The sequence below is a fragment of the Rhizobium acaciae genome (assembly GCF_025941625.1).
In the GTDB taxonomy this organism is placed as follows: Bacteria; Pseudomonadota; Alphaproteobacteria; order Rhizobiales; family Rhizobiaceae; genus Rhizobium; species Rhizobium acaciae.
Window position 1 is genome coordinate 161,497 of sequence record NZ_JAPCZO010000010.1, and the last position, 15,717, is coordinate 177,213.

Genomic DNA, 15,717 nt, shown 5'->3' on the forward strand with positions numbered 1-15,717 from the left:
CTGAAGCGCGCGGCATTGCCGTGTCCACACGCCTGCGAAATCAAATGGCGACGAGCGCGACAACGCGCCCACCTGCCGGAAACGGGATGAAGATGACCGCGACAGCACCCTGGACAATCGAAAAGCCGACCGCCCTGCTCGTTCTTGCCGACGGCACGGTCATCGAAGGCAAGGGCATCGGCGCCACCGGCAAGGTGCCGGCCGAAGTGGTCTTCAACACAGCACTCACCGGCTATGAGGAGATCCTGACGGACCCCTCCTATCTCGGCCAGATCGTCACCTTCACCTTTCCGCATATCGGCAATATCGGCACCAATGATGAAGACATCGAGGACCTGACGCCGGCCGCCCGCCATGGCGCCGTCGGCGTCATCTTCAAGGCCGACATCACTGAGCCCTCGAACTACCGCGCCGCCAAGCACCTCGACCAATGGCTGAAGGCCCGCGGCGTCATCGGTCTCTGCGGCATCGACACGCGCGCGCTGACCGCCTGGATCCGTGAGAACGGCGCTCCGAACGCGGTCATCGCCCACGATCCGAACGGCGTCTTCGACATCGAGACGCTGAAGGCCGAAGCCAAAGCCTGGAGCGGCCTCGAAGGTCTCGACCTCGCCAAGATCGCCTCGTCGGGCCAGTCCTCGCAATGGACCGAAACGCCGTGGGTGTGGAACGAAGGTTACGGTGAACTCAAGGCGACAGACGCGAAATACCACGTCGTCTGCCTCGATTACGGCGTCAAGCGCAACATCCTGCGTCTGTTTGCCGGCCTCGACTGCAAGGTGACCGTCGTGCCGGCAGCAACGAGCGCCGAAGACGTGCTCGCCATGCAGCCTGACGGCATCTTCCTGTCGAACGGCCCGGGCGATCCGGCGGCAACCGGCGACTATGCCGTGCCTGTGATCAAGACACTGATCAAGACCGATATCCCGGTCTTCGGCATCTGCCTCGGCCACCAGATGCTGGGCCTGGCACTCGGCGCGAAGACCGAGAAGATGCATCAGGGCCATCACGGCGCCAATCACCCCGTCAAGGACCATACGACCGGCAAGGTCGAGATCGTCTCGATGAACCACGGCTTCGCGGTCGACTCGAAGTCGCTGCCGGATGGCGTTGAAGAGACTCATATTTCGCTTTTCGACGGTACCAATTGCGGCCTGCGCGTGCTCGGCAAACAGGTCTTCTCGGTCCAGCACCATCCGGAAGCTTCTCCGGGCCCGCAGGACAGCCACTATCTCTTCCGCCGCTTCATCAACATGGTGCGCGAGAAGAAGGGCGAACCGGCGCTCGCCGAACGCTGATTTCAAGCCATAGCGATTTCCGACCGCCAAGGTCGGCCTTTAATTTGTTGACAAACCTCACTCTTCGTCATCCTCGGCCCTGTGCCGAGGATCTGCCACATATCGACCGAAGGCAGATGCTCGGGACAAGCCCGAGCATGACGACAGAGGAGTTGGCCCGCTTTGTCGGTAGCCCAAAGGTTCGCCCAGGTGGGCCTTTTTCTTTATCCGCCTATTGACCTCAGCTTAACTTGAGGGATTACAGATCTGCCTGCAGACATCTGATGCAGGAGAAAACTGGATGAGCGGAGCGTTCTTTCGAGTAGACAAGTTCATCGTGCCGGCGGCGGCACGCGAGGAATTTCTCGTCAAAGTGATGATGACCCACAAGGTGTTGGAGGCGCAGGACGGTTTCATCGATCACAGAGTGCTGGAGCAGATCGCCGGTCCAGGCGAATTCAATTTCGTCACGATCGCCGAATGGGAAAATACAGAGGTCGTCGAGCGTGCGCGTGCCGCCGTCGCAGCGGCCCACAAGGCCGCCAATTTCGATCCGCAGGAAATGTTTGCGCGTCTCGGCATTCACGCCGATATCGCCGGCTACAAGCCTGTCGCGGCCTGACGACGGAGGCGGCCGGCTCAGGCGTGGGCCAGTTCCGCCTCCCGGCGAAGGAGAAGGTAGAAGCGCGCGCAGAGCATGACGGCGGCGGCAGCCAGCCCGACGAGGAAGCCGAACCAGATGCCGATGCCGCCGAAACCGAGCGGGAAGGCAAAGGCCCAGGCGAGGAAGAAGCCGATCGGCCAGTAGGCGATCAACGCCATGATCATCGGCACACGCGCGTCCTTGAGGCCACGCAGCAATCCATTGGCGATCACCTGCAGCCCGTCGACCAGTTGGAAAAGGCCGGCAACGACGATCAGCGGCCCGGCATAGGCAAGTACCTCGGGCGCCTCGGGCGAGTTGACGTCGAGAAACCAGCTGCCGAGGAATTGCGGCATGGAGGCAAAGAGAACGCTACCCACCGCCGAAATGGCGCAGGCGAGGACGAGGACGGTGATCGAAGCGCGCACCAGCCCCTGATAATCGCCCTGCCCGTGGGCGACACCGACGCGCACCGTTGCCGCCTGGCTGAGGCCGAGCGGAATCATGAAGGCGATCGAGGCCCATTGCAGGGCAATGCCGTGGGCGGCAAGCTCGATGGTGCCGATATAGCCCATCAGCAGCGAAGCCACCGTGAACAGGCTGACCTCGGCAAGGATGGTGACGCTGATCGGGAAACCGAGGCGGATAACCTCCAGCAGCGCGTGCCAGTCGGGTTTCCAGAACCGCACGAAGATCTCGTAGCGCCGCGTCTCTTCCCGCCGCTGCACGAAAGCCAGGATGAAGAGGAAGCCGGCCGTCTGCACGGCGACCGAAACGATCGCCGCGCCCTCGAGCCCCATCGCCGGAAAGCCGAAATGGCCGAGCACGAGCATATAGGCAAAGATCGCGTTCATCACCAGCGTGGCGATGGTGACGTTGAGGATGATGCCCGCCTTGCCGATGGCGCTGACGAGCGAACGCATGACGTTGAAGAGCAGGCCCGGCAGCACGCCGAACTGGCCGATCATGATATAACCATGGGCGAGCTTGGCCACCTCAGGCTTTTGCTGCGCAAAGAGCAGGATCTGTTCCGCATTGAAGAAGGCCGGTTGCATGATGATCCAAAATCCGATCACCACCCAGAGACCCATGCGCAGCGATCGGCGCACCGAGACGACGTCGCCGCGGCCATAGGCCTGCGCCACCAGCGGAATGACGGCGATCGCAAAGCCCGAACCGAAGATCAGGATCGTGAAAAGGAACTGGGCCGACAGCACCATCGCCGCCAGCTGCTCGGCGCCGAGACGTCCGACGATCATCACATCGGTGGTGTGGATGCCGAGCTGAGCGAGCTGGGCGCCGATCAGCGGAATGCCGAGCGCCAGCGTGGCACGGAAATGTGCGCTCCAACGATTATCGGTTGTCGGCGCAAGTCTGCGCGCGTCGATCGGCGTGTCCATGACACTAGTCCTGTGATTGAAATATGCGTCGCCACAGCTTGCGGCGAAATATCATCCGGGCTTAGATCAAAGCCCTGCAAAGAACCACCCCAAATGAGGCAGATGATGAAAAATTCATCATCGCATCAGCGTTTCTGATCGATCAACCGGCCGCTTCCAGCGCCTCGGCCGGCTCACGGACCCGGACCCGCAGGAGGAACACGCCGGCTGCCACCAGGATGAACAGGGCGGCGGCAAGATAGGGCGCGCCGGCAAAAGTGACCGGCGCCTCGGGCCGCGTGAAGTAACCGAACATCTGCGTGAAGATCAACGGTCCGGCGATGGTGGTGACGCTGCTGAGGCTGGTAAGCGCGCCCTGCAGCTCACCCTGCGCCGAAGGCGGCACCATGCCGGCGGCGATGCTGCGCAGCGGCGGATCGGCGACGTTTTCCATGACAGTCGCAACTATGACGACATAGACGACCCAGCCCTCCCAGGCGAAGGCATAGCCGGTGAGACCGACGGCCGAGAAGCAGAGGCCGAGAAGAGCGGTCTTCCACTCGCCGAGCACCGGCACGATCCGTGGCAGAACCAGCCCCATGACGATCACGGCGCCGATGCCGTAAATGCCGAGCGACAGACCGATCTGTCCCTCGCTCCAGCCGTAGCGATAGGTCGAGACGAACGACCAGACCGAGGGATAGACGGCATGCGCCAGGAAGAACAGGAACATGACGAGACTGACCCAGCCGATGCCGGGATAATGGCGCATCTGGCGCAATGCGCCGAGTGGATTGGCGCGTTTCCACTCGAACCGGCGGCGGTTCTTCGCCTCCAGCGTCTCCGGCAGCAGGAAACAGGCGGCGATGAAATTCAGAAGCGACAGCGCAGCCGCGCCGAGGAACGGCACACGCGGGCCGAATTCGCCGAGGACACCGCCAACGACGGGGCCGATGGTGAAGCCGACGCCGAAGGCGATGCCGATCAGCCCGAAATTCTTCGCCCGGTTCTCCTCCGTGCTGATATCGGCGATATAGGCCGAGCAGGTGGCAAAGCTGCCGCCGCTGATGCCGGCAAGCACGCGGCCGACGAACAGCATCCAGAAGCTGGTGGCGATGCCGCAGATGAAATTATCGATCGCGAAGGTCAGCACCGAAAGCAACAGGATCGGCCGGCGGCCGAAACGGTCGGACAGGTTTCCGAGCAGCGGCGCGAACAGGAATTGCATGCCGGCATAGACGAGCATCAGCCAGCCGCCGTCGATCGCCGCGTCGCTGACGCTGCCGCCGGTCAGTTGCTCCAGATAGGCGGGCAGCACCGGCATGATGATGGCGATGCCGATAATGTCGAGGAAAAGGATGATGAAGACCAGGAAAAGGCCGCGGCGAACGAATTTCGGGTCAAGCATGAGGCATCTCTACAGCGGTTGGTTCTGAAAAGACGATCTCGTCGCCGAGAAAGTGACATAGCTCAGAAAAGAAACCGAAACAATCCGTGAACATTTCAAAGCTTTTGATAATGCTGTACGGGAATTTATGAGAGGCCTCAACCGGAGGGCGCGCGCCGTAGTTCCAGTATCAGAAAATCGCCAGCCGCCCGGCGGATCGCCGGGCAATGCGTTCCCTTGCAATCGCCGCGACGGCATCCAGATCAGAAGACAAGACCGATCATTGCGCATTTCCCCGCACAGCCTGTTCGATGTCGTCCGATTATCGCCCGAATGCGAAAGCGGTAAAACGGCGCCCGGCAGCGCCGCTTCGGCGCAGAAGAAGGAGAAGACAATGCAGACCTATCGTTTGGGAAAGACCGGACCTGATGTCTCGGCCATCGGCCTCGGCTGCATGGGCATGTCGGGCATGTACGGCCCCTCCGATCGCGGAGAAAGCATCGCGACGATCCATGCCGCGCTCGATGCCGGCATCAACCTGCTCGACACCGGCGATTTCTACGGCATGGGCCATAACGAAATGCTGATCGGCGAGGCATTGAAGGGCCGCAGGCGCGAGGAAGCCGTCATCAGCGTCAAGTTCGGCGGCCTGCGCGATCCCGTCGGCGGCTGGAACGGCATCGACGCCCGCCCGGTCGCGGTGAAGAACTTCCTCAGCTATACGCTGCAGCGCCTCGGCGTCGACTATATCGACATCTACCGTCCCGCCCGCCTCGATCCGAACGTACCGATCGAGGACACCGTCGGCGCCATCGCCGACATGGTCAAGGCAGGTTATGTCAGGCATATCGGCCTGTCGGAAGTTGGCGCCGACACGATCCGCCGCGCCGCCGCTGTCGCCCCGATCGTCGACCTGCAGATCGAATATTCGCTAATCTCGCGCGGCATCGAGGAGAAGATCCTGCCGACGACACGCGAACTCGGTATTTCGATCACCGCCTACGGCGTGCTCTCGCGCGGCCTGATCAGCGGCCACTGGCAGAAGGGCCAGGGCGGAACGGCCGGCGATTTCCGCGCCTACAGCCCGCGCTTCCAGGAAGGCAATATCGAGCAGAACCTCGCTCTGGTGGAGAAGCTGCGCGAGATCGCCCAGGCAAAGAGCGTCTCGGTCGCCCAGATTGCCATCGCCTGGGTCGCCGCCAGGGGCAAGGACATCGTCCCGATCATCGGCGCTCGCCGCCGCGACCGACTGACGGAAGCGCTCGGCTCACGCGCCGTCGACCTGTCACCAGAAGATTTCGCCATCATCGAACGCGCCGTGCCGAAAGACGCGGCCGCGGGTGGGCGTTATCCCGAGCATATGCTGCAGCATATGGACAGCGAGAAGTAAGCAAGGGATGGAAGGGGCTGCGATGTGCTTTGTGCCGTGCGCCCCTTCCTCTCTCCTCAAACCGGTCCCGAGAACGTATCGCAGGCCGACAGCTGGCCGCTGTCGAAGCCGCGCTTGAACCATTTGACCCGCTGCTCCGAGGTACCGTGGTTGAAGCTTTCCGGCACGACATAACCCTGTGACCGCTTCTGCAGCGAATCGTCACCGATCTGCTGGGCGGCGTTCAGCGCTTCCTCCAGATCGCCTGACTCGAGCAGGCCCTTCTGCTGGGTATATTTGCCCCAGATGCCCGCAAAGCAATCGGCCTGCAGCTCGACGCGCACCGACATCTTGTTGGCGTCGGCCTCGCTCATGCGCTGGCGGGCCTGGTTGAACTTCGGCAGGATGCCGAGCAGGTTCTGCACGTGATGGCCGACCTCATGGGCAACGACATAGGCCTCGGCGAAATCACCCGACGCGCCGAAGCGGTCGGAAAGCTCCTGGAAGAATTCGGTATCGAGATAGACCTTGTGGTCGCTCGGGCAGTAGAACGGACCTGTTGCAGATGATGCGGAGCCACAGGCCGATGCCGTCGAGCCCGAAAACAGCACGAGACGCGGCTCTTCGTAATTTTGGCCCTGCGCCTGGAAGATGCCCTGCCAGGTATCCTCGGTCTCGGCAAGGACGGTGCGCATGAAGGCAGTCATCTCGTCATTGGCGGGCGTGCGTGTTCCGCCGGACTGGCTCTGCTCGTAGCCAGGGCCGCTTGTCGTGCCGCCGGTATCGAGCATCTGCAGCAGATCGATGCCCATCATCTTGAAGATGAAATAGATGACGACGAGGAAGATGATCGTGCCGATGCTGAGGCCGCCGCCGGCGCGGCGAACACCGCCGCCGGAAGGAAAGTTGAAGCCACCGCCGCGGCCGAAACCGCCGCCGGTCGGACCGCCACGGCGATCCTCGATATTGTCGGACTGACGCCGGCCTCTCCATTCCATCTTCGCTCTCCCCGGCAATGCCTGTGCTTGCACTCAAGGAGTTATATATCCGTCCGCGGCCTGAATTCCAGCGACTTCATCGGGCAATCAGGCGCCCGCGTCGGCGGCGCAGCACGATCGCGACCAGGATCGAGCCGATCACCGCCGCGGCAAGGGCAGCGGGCCGTTCCGCGCCGGTGAAGACGACCGCATGCATGATCCGGCCGGGCAGGAAAGTGAACAGGCCGGCAAGCACGATGCCGCCGAAATAAAGGCCGCCGGCGATGCGCTTGTGCAGACGGATATCGCCGCGGCGAGCCGCCGCGATCGCATTCCAGCTGCCGAACAATGTTGCGATCGACAGAAGATGGATCGGGCTGAACCCGTAGAAGAGATCGAGCTCATGAATGAAGAAGCTCGAAGTTGCCGTGACAACCATCAGCGCCATCCAGATCCTGCCGAGCAGCCGGTGCAGCGGCGTGCCCTTGGGGCGCAGCAGGATATAGGCGCCGAGAAGTGCCGCCGGCGTAACAGCAGTGACATGGATCTGAACGGCGAGCGGGGCGTCGAGGAGCGGTTCGAGGGTCATGAGCGGCATCCGGTTGAATTCGATCGCTCTTTCCGCCAAGACTTCATCTGCCTCAATCCAAACCGCGCGAACGGCAGGAAAACTTCGTGATTCACCCCTTCTTGCAATCCACGCTTCGCGAATTGCAGGTCTTTCTCCACTCCCGGCGCTTCTGGGGAACCTTTGCCGCGATCGTCCTGCTCTTTGCCGTCACCGGTCCCTACGGCACGATGGAAAGCATGGCCTTCGGCGAACGCCTCGCCTACTGGCTGAGCCTGCATGCCCTTGCCTGGACGATCGCCATTCTCTGCGCAGTCACGGCCGAAAGACTGCTGCAGGGGGTGATCGTTTCCATGTTCGCCCGCATGATGGCGGGCTCGCTCATAGCCGCCCTGCCGATCGGTTTTGCCATCGGCCTCGTCGACTATGCCTTCACCGGCGAAGCGACCGCGCTCGAAAGCGGCCTGCAGCGCGTGCTTTTTGCGGTGCCACTCTGCGCCCTCTTCTGCCTTTTGACCTACATGGCGATGAGCCAGAAAATCGCCGAAGCCGCGGCACCTCAGGAAACCAGCCCCGCAGCCTCGATCCTCGACCGGCTGAAGCCTGAGAATCGTGGCTCGTTGCTGCGCCTTTCCGTCCAGGACCACTATACCGAGGTGGTGACCAGCCGCGGGCGCGAACTGGTGCTCTTGCGTTTCGCCGATGCGCTGAAGGAAACCGCCGGCACGCCGGGCCTTCGCGTCCATCGCTCGCACTGGGTGGCCGACGCCCATGTCGAAAGCCTGAAACGCGACAATGGCAGGCTGCTGATCCTCACCCGCGACGGCACGGAAATCCCGGTCAGCCGCAGCTATGCCGAGGATGTGCGCCGGCGTTTCACGTAAAGAAGACGCGCCAAGCGCTTGATGGGACTCCCGCTTTCGCACTTCCGGAAGCAAGGCGGCGGCGAAATCCGGGTGGCGGTCGCGTCTGATGGGAAATAGTCTTTCGCGCCGTGTTGGATTCCTGTCGATTCCGCGATTTATGGGGTTCCGTTTGCAAATACATTTGCCTATAAGCCGCTTCTAGCCTGAAAAGACCCAGCATGCGCGACCCGACCCGGTGATCTCCCACCCTGGCCGGCTTTCTGCGCAGCCAGAAAACGGAAGCACTCATGCCGAAGCGCCAAGATATCAAATCGATCCTCATCATCGGCGCGGGACCGATCGTTATCGGCCAGGCTTGCGAATTCGACTATTCCGGCACCCAGGCTTGCAAGGCGCTGAAGGAGGAAGGCTACCGCGTCATCCTCGTCAACTCCAACCCGGCGACGATCATGACCGATCCGGGCCTTGCCGACGCCACCTATGTCGAGCCGATTACCCCCGAGGTTGTCGCCAAGATCATCGCCAAGGAGCGTCCGGATGCGCTGCTGCCGACCATGGGCGGCCAGACGGCGCTGAACACCGCGCTTTCGCTGAAGCGCATGGGCGTGCTCGACCGCTACAATGTCGAGATGATCGGCGCCAAGCCCGCCGCCATCGACATGGCCGAAGACCGCGCGCTGTTCCGCGAGGCTATGGCCCGCATCGGCCTTGAGACCCCCCGTTCGATGCTCGCGAATGCCACCGACATCAAGGACCTCGACCGCAAGACGCACGAGGCCGAACGCATCAAGCTGCGTGAAAGCCTCTCGGGATCCGACCTCGACAAGGCGCTGGACGAGCTGGAAAACCAGTGGAACCTCGGCGAGAGCGACCGCAAGCAGCGTTACATGAGCCATGCCATGGCAATTGCCGCCCAGGCGATCGACCATGTCGGCCTGCCCGCGATTATCCGCCCCTCCTTCACGCTCGGCGGCACTGGCGGCGGCATCGCCTACAACCGCTCGGAATTCTTCGAGATCGTCGGCGGTGGCCTCGATGCCTCGCCGACCACCGAAGTGCTGGTCGAGGAATCGGTGCTCGGCTGGAAGGAATATGAAATGGAGGTCGTCCGCGACAAGGCGGACAACTGCATCATCATCTGCTCGATCGAAAACATCGACCCGATGGGCGTCCATACCGGCGATTCGATCACCGTCGCCCCGGCCCTGACGCTGACGGACAAGGAATATCAGATCATGCGCAACGCCTCGATCGCGGTGCTGCGCGAGATTGGCGTCGAGACCGGCGGCTCGAACGTCCAGTTCGCCGTCAATCCGAAGGACGGCCGTCTCGTCGTCATCGAAATGAACCCGCGCGTCTCGCGCTCGTCGGCGCTCGCCTCCAAGGCCACCGGCTTCCCGATCGCCAAGATCGCCGCCAAACTCGCGATCGGCTATACGCTCGACGAACTGGATAACGACATCACCGGCGGTGCCACGCCTGCCTCCTTCGAACCGTCGATCGACTACGTCGTCACCAAGATCCCACGTTTCGCCTTCGAGAAATTCCCCGGCGCCTCGCCGGTGCTGACGACCGCGATGAAATCGGTCGGCGAAGTCATGGCGATCGGCCGCACCTTCGCCGAATCGCTGCAGAAGGCGCTGCGCGGCTTGGAAACCGGCCTGACCGGCCTCGACGAAATCGAGATCCCCGGCTTTGAAGAGGGCGAATCCAGCCAGAACGCCATCCGCGCCGCAATCGGCACACCGACGCCCGATCGCCTGCGCATGGTCGCCCAGGCGCTGCGCCAGGGCATGAGCGAAGCCGAAGTCCACGAAGGCTGCAAGATCGATCCCTGGTTTATCGCCGAACTGAAGGCGATCGTCGAGATGGAAGCCCGGATCCGCGAGCACGGCCTGCCCCAGGATGCCACAAACCTGCGCATGCTGAAGGCCATGGGCTTCTCCGACGCGCGTCTGGCGACCCTGACCGGCAAGCGCCCCAAGGAAGTCGCCGAATTCCGCAATAGCCTGAATGTCCGCCCTGTCTTTAAGCGCATCGATACCTGTGCCGCCGAATTCGCCTCGCCGACCGCCTATATGTATTCGACCTATGAGACGCCTTTTGTCGGCGCCGCCCGCTCCGAGGCTGAAGTGTCGGACCGCAAGAAGGTCGTCATCCTCGGCGGCGGCCCGAACCGCATCGGCCAGGGCATCGAGTTCGACTATTGCTGCTGCCACGCCGCCTTCGCGCTGAAGGATGCGGGTTATGAAGCGATCATGATCAACTGCAACCCGGAAACCGTCTCGACCGACTACGATACCTCGGACCGCCTCTATTTCGAGCCGCTGACGGCCGAGGATGTGATCGAGATCCTGCGGGCAGAACAGGAAAAGGGCGAAGTCGTCGGCGTCATCGTCCAGTTCGGCGGTCAGACGCCGCTGAAGCTTGCCGAGGCGCTGGAAAAGAACGGCATCCCGATCCTCGGCACCGCGCCCGATATGATCGACCTTGCCGAGGACCGCGACCGCTTCCAGAAGCTCCTGATGAAGCTCGACCTCAACCAGCCGAACAACGGCATCGCCTATTCGGTCGAGCAGGCCCGCATGGTCGCCACCGAAATCGGCTTCCCGCTGGTCGTGCGTCCCTCTTACGTGCTCGGCGGCCGTGCCATGCAGATCCTGCATTCGGAAGGACAATTGCAGAGCTACCTGCTCGATACCGTGCCTGAACTGGTACCTGAGGATATCAAGCAGCGTTATCCCAACGACAAGACCGGCCAGATCAACACTCTGCTCGGCAAGAACCCGCTGCTCTTCGACAGCTATCTCAGCCACGCCATCGAAGTCGATGTCGACTGCCTCTCGGACGGCACCGACGTCTATGTCGCCGGCATCATGGAGCATATCGAGGAAGCCGGCATCCATTCCGGCGACAGCGCCTGCTCGCTGCCGCCGCGCACGCTCTCCAACGAGATGCTCGACGAGCTGGAGCGCCAGGCCAAGGCCATGGCCAAAGCCCTCAATGTCGGCGGCCTGATGAACGTTCAGTTCGCCATCAAGGACGATGTCGTCTACGTGCTCGAAGTCAATCCGCGCGCCTCGCGCACCGTGCCCTTCGTCGCAAAGACCATCGGTGCGCCGATCGCCAAGATCGCCGCCCGCGTCATGGCCGGCGAGAAACTCGATGCCACCTTCGCCGCCTACGGCGAAAAGCCCGATCCGCGCAAGCTAAAGCACATCGCCGTCAAGGAAGCCGTCTTCCCCTTCGCCCGCTTCCCCGGCGTCGACACGCTGCTCGGCCCGGAAATGCGCTCGACCGGAGAAGTCATCGGCCTCGATACCGATTTTGCACTGGCCTTCGCCAAGTCGCAGCTCGGCGCCGGCGTCGAGTTGCCGCGTGACGGCACGGTCTTCGTCTCCGTGCGCGACGCCGACAAGCCGCGCGTGCTGCCGGCGATCCGCATCCTCGTCGAACAGGGCTTCAAAGTGCTGGCGACCGGCGGCACCGCCCGCTTCCTCGCCGAAAACGGTATCACCGCCACCAAGATCAACAAGGTGCTGGAAGGCCGCCCGCACATCGAGGACGCGATCCGCAACCGCCAGGTCCAGCTCGTCATCAACACCACCGATGGCAACAAGGCGATCTCGGACTCCAAGTCGCTGCGGCGTGCGACGCTGATGCAGAAGGTGCCCTATTACACGACGATGGCAGGCGCCGAGGCCGCCGCCCAGGCGATCAAGGCGCTGAAGGCCGGCAATCTCGAAGTGCGGCCGCTGCAGAGCTACTTCGCCTGAGATACGGCAACGCCATCGCTCAATGAGCGGCGGCGCCATAGGCTTCGGAATCAATTTATGCGGCCGCAAGCATAAGGCGCTGAATTGTCAGCATATCTTCGCGAAACCGTGCCAGTTCATCCGCTTTCAGCCGCTCGTCGGGAATACGCAACAGATAGGACGGATGCACCGTCACGAAGAGCGTGCGCTTCTCGTCGATCGCGATCGCTTTCCCCCTGACATCCTGCAGCCGTTGTTTCGTATCGGTCAGCGCCGCAAGCGCCGTCGCCCCCATGGCAACGACCAGCTTCGGCTTGATCAGCGCCATCTCCAGATTGAGCCACCAGCGGCAATGCTTCACCTCGCCTATATTGGGCTTCTGATGGATGCGACGCTTGCCGCGCGGTTCATATTTGAAATGCTTGACGGCATTGGTGACGTAAAGCGTTGAGCGGACGATGCCCGCTTCAGCGATCACCTGGTCCAGCAGCTTGCCGGCGGGACCGACGAAGGGGCGCCCTGATATATCCTCCTGGTCGCCCGGCTGCTCGCCGACGAACATCACCTCTGCATCGCGCGGCCCCTCCCCAAATACGGTTTGCGTCGCCTTCGCATGAAGCGGACAACGGGCGCAGGTGGCAGCTTCCGCGCGCAGTGCTTCCAGCGTGCCCGCCGGCGCTTCGGGTTCAGCAGGAATGCTGCGCGCGGCTTCCTGCAGGCGATCGTGAAAGGGCAACGACTGGGTCGCCTCCCTTGCAGCCATGGCCCGCACCTTGCTCTCCGCCGATGCGATCAGCCCAGGGATGAGATCGGCTTCCGGCAGGTTCTTCCAGTATTTCTTCGGCATCTCCGCCTGCATCGCCTTCAACTTCAACCGCGCCGGATTGAAAATGCTGGCATAGTAGGTGCGCCAGAGGTCATCGGTAGCATCTGTGAAATTGGGTTTTTCACACGGTTCGTCGCTCATCGTCAGCCGCTCGCCGTCCCACGCGGCCGATCCCATGGGCGTCGCGATCAGCCAGTCCATGTCAGTGAAGCGCCGTTGGAAGAAGGGCGCTGTGCGCCTGACGATATGGTGATCCGGCTCGAACCAGGCGAGGAATTTTCGACGGCCCGCCGACACCGCACCAACCTCCTTGAAGCGGAGGAAGGCCGTCATCTTATGCGCGTCGCGCCGAACGCTTTTCGCCATCAGCCTGGCACGGGCGACGTCCTCGTCGGAGGCCACTTCAAGCAGCTGCCGGTCCAGCTGCAGCCGCCAGAGCAGACGGTAAAGCAGGGAAAAGCGCGCCGGGTCGGAATGGCAGAGAACTGTCTCCGCCAGCTCGATGAAGGCGGGCGGCACCGTCATCGGTTTGCGTGCTGCGGCAGACGCAGGCGGCATGGCGTCGTGTTGAAACGCAAAACCCGGCTCACCCCGTTTTTCGCGCCACTCGATCTCTTCCGGCAGGATGCCGGCAGCCGAGAAGGCGCGCGCGGCGTCACGCCATTCGGCAAGCTCCCCGCGTCCTGCCAGCACGACCCGGCGCATCACAGCAACGACAATTGTTCAGGTTGCGGTTCGAACATGGCGCGAAGGTCGGGGCGCTCGATCAATCGGCGCGGCGACCAGCCTTCCGCCGAGATGAAGGACTGGACCTTCTTGATCGAAATGCCGAGCCGCTGGAGATCGTCGAGCCGCAACCGGCGAAAACGGCGGGCCGAAACGATCGCTTTGACTGTCTTGGTGCCGAGACCGGGCACGCGCAGCAGCCGCTCGCGCTCAGCCCGGTTGATATCGACGGGAAATTCGGCCCGGTTGGCGAGCGCCCAGGCAAGCTTGGGGTCGAGCGTGAGATCGAGCATGCCGCCCGCCTGGTTCGCAGTAATCTCGTCGATCCCGAAACCGTAGAATCGATAGAGCCAGTCGGCCTGATAGAGCCGGTGCTCGCGCATCAACGGCGGCTTGATCAGCGGCAGGTTTTTCGACGAATCCGGGATCGGGCTGAAGGCGGAATAATAGACGCGCTTCAGCCCATAGCTGCTGTAAAGCCTGCCGCTGGTCGCAAGGATCGTCGCATCGTTCGCCCCGTCGGCGCCGACGATCATCTGCGTGCTCTGGCCGGCCGGCACGAAACGCTGACGCTTCTTTGTCCTGAGCGTCGGTTCACCGGCGGCCTCAATCTTCAGCCTCAAATCCCCCATCGATCGCCGAATATTGGCAGGCTTCTTTTCCGGCGCAAAGCGGGTGATGCCGTGATCCGTCGGCAACTCGATATTGAGCGACAGCCTATCGGCATGAAGCCCCGCCTCCTCGATCAGACGCGGCGACGCCTCGGGGATCGATTTCAGATGGATATAGCCTCGGAAATTATGGGTTACACGCAGTTCGCGGACGATACGGACCATCTCTTCCATCGTGTAATCGGACGAACGAATGATGCCCGAGGAAAGGAACAGCCCTTCGATATAGTTGCGGCGGTAGAATTCCAGCGTCAGCCAGATGACCTCCTCGGGCGTAAAGCGCGCCCGTTCGACATTGCTCGACGAGCGATTGACGCAATAGGCGCAGTCGTAGATGCAGAAATTGGTCAGCAGTATTTTCAGAAGCGAAATGCACCGCCCGTCCGGGGCATAGGCATGACAGATGCCGGATCCCTCGGTCGAACCGAGCCCGCCACTTGCCCGGGAATCACGTTTCACCGTGCCGCTGGAAGCGCAGGAAGCGTCATATTTCGCGGCATCGGAAAGAATGGCCAAGCGTTCTGTGAGCGACTTCTTCATTAGAATGTTCACTATATGTTCTTATGTGCAGAGTCAATCAGGACGGTCCGATTTCTGCCCATTTTCAAGTCGTACCACCCAATATCGCGGCAAGCCGCGTTTCTTTTATGCGAATTTTCTGGAAATCGGCCTTGGCGATCTGCTATAAGCGTCCGACTAAGATTGTGGCACGGTTCCGAAGCTCCCCTTCGGGACCTGTTTTCTTTTGTGTTCGCCGCTGATTGTGCGGATACGAGGATTGAAGGACAGAAAAATGGTTGAAAAGGTACCGATGACACCGGGTGGTTTCGTCAAGCTGCAGGAAGAGCTGCGCTGGCGTCAGCAGGAGGAGCGCCCCCGAATCATCGAGGCGATCGCCGAAGCCCGTGCCCATGGCGACCTTTCCGAAAACGCCGAATACCACGCCGCCAAGGAAGCCCAGAGCCATAATGAAGGCCGCATCAGCGAGCTGGAAGACCTGACGGCGCGCGCCGAGGTCATCGACCTCACCAAGATGTCGGGCGACAAGATCAAGTTCGGCGCCAAGGTGAAACTCATCGACGAGGACACCGAGGAAGAAAAGACCTACCAGATCGTCGGCGACCAGGAAGCCGACGTCAAGGCTGGCCGCATCTCCATCTCCTCGCCGATCGCCCGTGCGCTGATCGGCAAGGAAGTCGGCGATTCCATCGAGGTCAATGCGCCGGGCGGCTCCAAGGCCTACGAGATCCTCCAGGTTTCCTGGGGCTGATCG

At 62.1% G+C, this 15,717-nt stretch carries 12 protein-coding genes; 6 read left to right on the forward strand and 6 right to left on the reverse strand.

Annotated elements, in window-relative coordinates; genetic code table 11:
* Positions 1-92 precede the first annotated feature (92 nt).
* A complete protein-coding gene (gene carA, locus OLZ32_RS17575) occupies positions 93-1,298 on the forward strand; it encodes a glutamine-hydrolyzing carbamoyl-phosphate synthase small subunit (RefSeq protein WP_011652894.1) in 1,206 nt (401 codons plus the stop codon).
* Positions 1,299-1,578: 280 nt separating this feature from the next.
* Positions 1,579-1,899 carry an antibiotic biosynthesis monooxygenase family protein gene (locus OLZ32_RS17580; RefSeq protein ID WP_264421904.1) on the forward strand — a complete coding sequence of 107 codons (321 nt, stop codon included), beginning with the start codon at positions 1,579-1,581 and terminating at the stop codon, positions 1,897-1,899.
* A gap of 17 nt (positions 1,900-1,916) precedes the next feature.
* Here the strand turns inward: OLZ32_RS17580 and OLZ32_RS17585 are convergent, their stop codons facing one another.
* Both OLZ32_RS17585 and OLZ32_RS17590 read right to left on the reverse strand, forming a co-directional pair.
* Entirely contained in the window at positions 1,917-3,320 is a 1,404-nt protein-coding gene (locus OLZ32_RS17585; RefSeq protein WP_264421906.1) for an MATE family efflux transporter, read from the reverse strand.
* A 142-nt stretch (positions 3,321-3,462) separates the two neighbouring features.
* A complete protein-coding gene (locus tag OLZ32_RS17590) occupies positions 3,463-4,707 on the reverse strand; it encodes a TCR/Tet family MFS transporter (RefSeq protein ID WP_003541624.1) in 1,245 nt (414 codons plus the stop codon).
* A 373-nt stretch (positions 4,708-5,080) separates the two neighbouring features.
* On the opposite strand from OLZ32_RS17590, the gene OLZ32_RS17595 reads away from it, so the two are divergent.
* Entirely contained in the window at positions 5,081-6,076 is a 996-nt protein-coding gene (locus tag OLZ32_RS17595) for an aldo/keto reductase (RefSeq protein WP_264421909.1), read from the forward strand.
* A gap of 56 nt (positions 6,077-6,132) precedes the next feature.
* Here OLZ32_RS17595 and ypfJ read toward each other — a convergent pair whose 3' ends face one another.
* Both ypfJ and OLZ32_RS17605 read right to left on the reverse strand, forming a co-directional pair.
* Positions 6,133-7,053, reverse strand: a complete 921-nt coding sequence (gene ypfJ, locus OLZ32_RS17600) for a KPN_02809 family neutral zinc metallopeptidase (RefSeq protein ID WP_264399261.1) — start codon at positions 7,051-7,053, stop codon at positions 6,133-6,135.
* A 76-nt stretch (positions 7,054-7,129) separates the two neighbouring features.
* Positions 7,130-7,660, reverse strand: coding sequence for a DUF2306 domain-containing protein (locus OLZ32_RS17605; protein ID WP_264399262.1), 531 nt, complete (start codon positions 7,658-7,660; stop codon positions 7,130-7,132).
* Positions 7,661-7,707: 47 nt separating this feature from the next.
* Here OLZ32_RS17605 and OLZ32_RS17610 point away from each other — a divergent pair, with 47 nt between their 5' ends.
* The gene (locus OLZ32_RS17610; protein ID WP_264399263.1) at positions 7,708-8,484 is read left to right on the forward strand and encodes a LytTR family DNA-binding domain-containing protein; all 777 of its coding nucleotides are present in this window, start codon (positions 7,708-7,710) and stop codon (positions 8,482-8,484) included.
* Between the two features lie 269 nt (positions 8,485-8,753).
* A complete protein-coding gene (gene carB / locus OLZ32_RS17615) occupies positions 8,754-12,242 on the forward strand; it encodes a carbamoyl-phosphate synthase large subunit (RefSeq protein WP_164580309.1) in 3,489 nt (1,162 codons plus the stop codon).
* A gap of 55 nt (positions 12,243-12,297) precedes the next feature.
* Here carB and OLZ32_RS17620 read toward each other — a convergent pair whose 3' ends face one another.
* Together OLZ32_RS17620 and OLZ32_RS17625 are read right to left on the reverse strand one after the other, a co-directional pair.
* The gene (locus OLZ32_RS17620) at positions 12,298-13,752 is read right to left on the reverse strand and encodes a UdgX family uracil-DNA binding protein (protein WP_264399264.1); all 1,455 of its coding nucleotides are present in this window, start codon (positions 13,750-13,752) and stop codon (positions 12,298-12,300) included.
* On the reverse strand, positions 13,752-14,984 hold the full coding sequence (locus tag OLZ32_RS17625) for a putative DNA modification/repair radical SAM protein (protein WP_264399265.1): 1,233 nt from the start codon (positions 14,982-14,984) through the stop codon (positions 13,752-13,754). Before OLZ32_RS17625 ends, OLZ32_RS17620 begins: the two co-directional genes overlap by 1 nt.
* A 253-nt stretch (positions 14,985-15,237) precedes the next feature.
* Here OLZ32_RS17625 and greA point away from each other — a divergent pair, with 253 nt between their 5' ends.
* A complete protein-coding gene (gene greA, locus OLZ32_RS17630; RefSeq protein ID WP_003541639.1) occupies positions 15,238-15,714 on the forward strand; it encodes a transcription elongation factor GreA in 477 nt (158 codons plus the stop codon).
* The last annotated feature ends 3 nt before the right edge of the window (positions 15,715-15,717 follow it).